Source organism: Rhodococcus sp. 27YEA6 (assembly GCF_044908235.1).
Taxonomy (GTDB): Bacteria; Actinomycetota; Actinomycetes; order Mycobacteriales; family Mycobacteriaceae; genus Rhodococcus_F; species Rhodococcus_F qingshengii.
Genome location: NZ_JBIYCY010000054.1, coordinates 1 through 3,856 on the forward strand (window position 1 = coordinate 1; position 3,856 = coordinate 3,856).

The 3,856-nt window shown below is 59.4% G+C and carries 4 protein-coding genes and 1 pseudogene; all 5 read right to left on the bottom strand.

Features of this window, described 5'->3' with window-relative positions; all coding sequences use genetic code 11:
- Positions 1-686: pseudogene (locus tag ABH939_RS33005) on the bottom strand (hypothetical protein); the annotation flags it as partial.
- 28 nt (positions 687-714) lie between these two features.
- Positions 715-1,014 carry a type II toxin-antitoxin system PemK/MazF family toxin gene (locus ABH939_RS33010; protein WP_019749527.1) on the bottom strand — a complete coding sequence of 100 codons (300 nt, stop codon included), beginning with the start codon at positions 1,012-1,014 and terminating at the stop codon, positions 715-717.
- Positions 1,014-1,250, bottom strand: a complete 237-nt coding sequence (locus ABH939_RS33015) for a YlcI/YnfO family protein (RefSeq protein WP_151097285.1) — start codon at positions 1,248-1,250, stop codon at positions 1,014-1,016. Before ABH939_RS33015 ends, ABH939_RS33010 begins: the two co-directional genes overlap by 1 nt.
- Positions 1,251-1,679: 429 nt before the next feature.
- Positions 1,680-2,306 carry a TetR/AcrR family transcriptional regulator gene (locus tag ABH939_RS33020; protein ID WP_241064931.1) on the bottom strand — a complete coding sequence of 209 codons (627 nt, stop codon included), beginning with the start codon at positions 2,304-2,306 and terminating at the stop codon, positions 1,680-1,682.
- A gap of 109 nt (positions 2,307-2,415) precedes the next feature.
- Positions 2,416-3,390, bottom strand: a complete 975-nt coding sequence (locus ABH939_RS33025; protein ID WP_151097289.1) for a DUF2637 domain-containing protein — start codon at positions 3,388-3,390, stop codon at positions 2,416-2,418.
- Positions 3,391-3,856: the final 466 nt, after the last annotated feature.

Below are 3,856 nucleotides of genomic sequence, written 5' to 3' on the forward strand. Positions count from 1 at the left end.
TAGGTCCACACGTAGGGTTCGATGAAAATGTCGACCATGGATGTGAAGTTCCCGGTGGTGCGGGAGAGGTGAACGACGTGGCCGGGTTCTCCGCGCAGTTCCCATCCTGCGGTCAGCATGGGGGTCAGCGTGGCGTGGAGGATCGCGGTGAGTTCTTCGGCAGCGCGGGTGCGGAGGATTTCCATGTCGTCGACATCGTCTTCGCTGCCTGGGTCGATGATCCATCCGAGCATTTCGCAGGCTTCGATTCCGACTATCCAGATCTGTGCCGGTGCGCCCAGCGGGGTGAGCGTTGCCCATCTGATGAGTTTGTCGAGTTTTTCGATGGAATCGACTGGGCCGGTGAGTGTGTGGCCAGATGGTGTGTAGGTGCCGGCTGCCGTGACAATGACGGCGTGGCCGTCTGCTGCCTCGCTGGCGGGAGGAAGGGCGGCCGGTTCAGTTGCGTCGAGTTCTGACGCCTGGGTGGGTTCCGTTTCCATTTCGTTGGAGCGCTCATCCGGAGGGGCGACGATGTCGTCGGTCCGGGGGTGCTCCGCAACCCCGGAATCCGTTTCGAGACAAGCGGTGTCGTCAACGTCGAACAGAGAAGGCTGATCAGGTTCGGGAACTTCGTCCGAACGAGTAGCGGATTCTGGTGACTCGAGCTCGAATAGCGTGAACTGCTCCCCTTTCTTCAGCGCCATGTTTCATCCTTTCCGTTCACTGTCGTCATCATTCGAGATCGAAGGCGGCGCGCACGGCTATGGACAGTGATTCCTCTTGCGCTGGAAGAAGATAACCGATGATGTTGCCGAGCGCACTGACGGGAATGGTCGTGATGTGGTCGCAACTGACCACCGCGTCGGCGGACAGTCCGTTAGCGGCGCTGACAGACACCTCAGTGGACAGTCCTCGGATCTCGCCGGTGATGGGCGCTACCGTGACGGTCCCGAGGTGTGGACGGACCATCTCTCGGGTGAGTACGAGGACCGGCCGAACTGAGTCGAGGTTGGCTTCATGAATTGGTCGCATCAGGTCGAGCCTGTTGGCTGTCGATTCACGGCGCGGTGAGCGAGGGGGCTCAGATCATGTTCGGATGTTGCGGCCGAAAGGATCTCCGCGTCTCGTGCAGCTATCTGACGGCGACGCTCCCGTTCGAGAGCGCGCAACACCAGTGAGGCTCGCGAGGCGGCGCGATGTTCCCTGACTTCGTCGTCGAGAAATTCCACGATCTCGTCCGGTAGTCGTACCGCGATCTGCGTGCTCATATGCTCATGGTACCAAAGTGGGATTCGTTTTGGTACCACCATCGCGTGCGAGTTCTGCAACCGATCATTTCAACGGGAGGCAAGGGCCGATGAAGTACTCAGCGGCCCCGACGCGGCACACCTTGCCACGCACACGGTTTCCGCTGTCTTCATCGGTCGATCTCTATCTGGTGTTCTTCAGTCTCAGTGACGGTCCCATCGATGGTGACGTCTCCACGTCGGTACGGCTCGGATCGCTGAAATATTCGCTATGAGACAAAGCAACTTCGGGGATTCGGCTCTCGATGTCAGGCACTTTGTCACTCCTCTCGACGACGCAACTGCCTCGCTACCGTCGAGGAATTAGCAGTACACCGTGCACACGGTTGGCGACGTCACCGCGAGGAGTCTGGTTCCTCTCCCCTACTCACGACCTCGCCAGCGCGCGGACTACGCATCTGAAATCAAATACGCGTTCACTAAGTCGTCGATGCGTGAAGTGAAATCTCCAGGGTCGCCCAGTACCTGTATGACTTGAACTGCGCCGATAAATCCCGCGCACAGATTCGCGGCCAGGCGCTGGGCGGCAGAGGCGGGAAGCTGTCCGTCTGCGATCGCAGTATCGACGAATCGGCTGACGAGTTCCACCCACTCACGGAACGCGGGTGGGGCGGTATCGAGACCTGCTTCTGTGGTGAGCCTGAGGCCGGCTCGGGCCAGGGCATCGTCGGCTATAAGCGCCGCTGAACCGTTGAAGAATGCAGCCAACTTCTCGATCGCTGGTATTGCTGATTCGTCGGTTGATTGTCGGATTCCGCCGAGCGCGGTCAACCAGTGGTTGATGAGTTCTCGCGCGATCGTTTCCTTGGAGTCGAAGTGGAAGTACACGGCTCCTTTCGTGGAGGCAGCCTCCGCAACGATGTCGTTCGTGGAGGTAGCGGCGTACCCATCGATCGAGAATGAGCGTGCAGCTGCCTTGAGGATCTTGGCCTTCGTCTCGTGTGCTCGCTGTTGTCGGGGTCGCTGGCGCGGTTCGGGCGGAACGATCAAGTGGTGTCGGTCGTCTGGGTCGGTCAATGCGGGTTCCTTACCTGCAGTCTGTGGGCACTCTGCTGTGGTCAACCCCTCCATGATGATGCAATTCCTGGCGCTCGGGAACCTCGGCGTTGGCAGGTTGCGGCGCTGCTCACGTTGTAGCGACGAGTTGGTCGGTGAAGTGAACATCGGAGGCTCGCATGTCGATGAGCGGCGGGTTGTCGAAGCCAGCTGCTCGGGCCGCGGTATCGAACTTTTCGTATCGGCGCCACGAGGTCGATGTTGCAACGGGAGGGTTGGACGTCTGGGCGATCAGCTCCCAGGTGAGAGTCGGGTCTGCAAGCTTGCGTCGTGCGGTGTCCTTGACAGCGTCGGGCAGGTCCGATGTGGCAATGAACCATTCGAGTTCGGCGTGCGCCACCGCCTCTGCGTTCGACGGCTCCGGGTCCACTGAAGACCCCGTTTGTTCGGAGGGGCTCGGATGCGGAGCGCTTTCCGGCGCGTCATGCGTTTCTACGACGCCTAAAGAAGGCTGGGCTCCTACGGCTGTTTCGTTGCGCATGACGACGCTTTGCGTAGCAACCGTACCCACACCTGCGGCAGCATTGTCGATCTCGATCTTGTAGTCGGAATATGCAATACCCGTTGCTTTGATCAGGATTCCCAGACCGTGCGTGAAGGCGAGTACGAGCACCGGCGGAATGACCGCGATCATGGCAGCAACGGCCGGGTCGAGAGGCGTGTAGCCGATGCTCTGACCTGCCGCAACGGCCTGTTGCGCAACTGTTGCGGAGTGGAACGCATGGTAGGCGTTCCCGAGGATGCTGATCGCGACCACCGCAACAGCAACAGCAACGTAGAAGTACTTGTCGCGTCGATGCATCTTCAGTTTGCTCAGAATGACGATGGCGACGGTGGATCCGAAGATTGCGCTGTCAACGATGACGGGAAAGATCCATGCGAGGTTTTCGTGGACGGTTCCTTGGCGCGCGAGGTCCCGTTGGACCGCGAAGGAGAGGACAAATGCGCCTGCGGTGATCCCGATTGCGATGAAAATCGCGATGAGAAGTGCGGCGATCAGTGCTCCAAGCTGGATCCGCGCTGCGCGCAGACTAAAATCACCCATGATCGGGTTTTCCTTCCTACAAGGGGTGTTCTCGGTCTGGAGTCCCGCTGGTTGCCGCCGGCGGGACTCCTCCTGGTTTCGGAAGATTTCTTCTGGTTGTACTCCTGCGTTTCGTCCGTTTTGCGTGCGGTGAGGGTGGACAGCGATTTCTAGCGGTCGTATCCGAGAGTCGACTGATGTTTTTTGCGTCGCACTCAAAGCACGTCGGGGATGTCGTTCCAGCTGCGTGTTTGTTGATCTCAGAGTGACGTGGGGTGGTCTGCAATTTTGCGTGAGAATTGCGTGACTGCAACGGATTGTTCACGCAATTTGCTCCAGGCTTTGCGCTGCCAAGGCTTCTAAGTTCTACAGAACGGACTGTCAGCAGATGAGGTCAAGTCCCTGGGAGTGGTGTAGCCCTGCGTGACCCTGTCGGGTTCAGGCGGTGAGTGCGGGAATGTCCTCCTTGTCGATGTCGGCGTCGTTG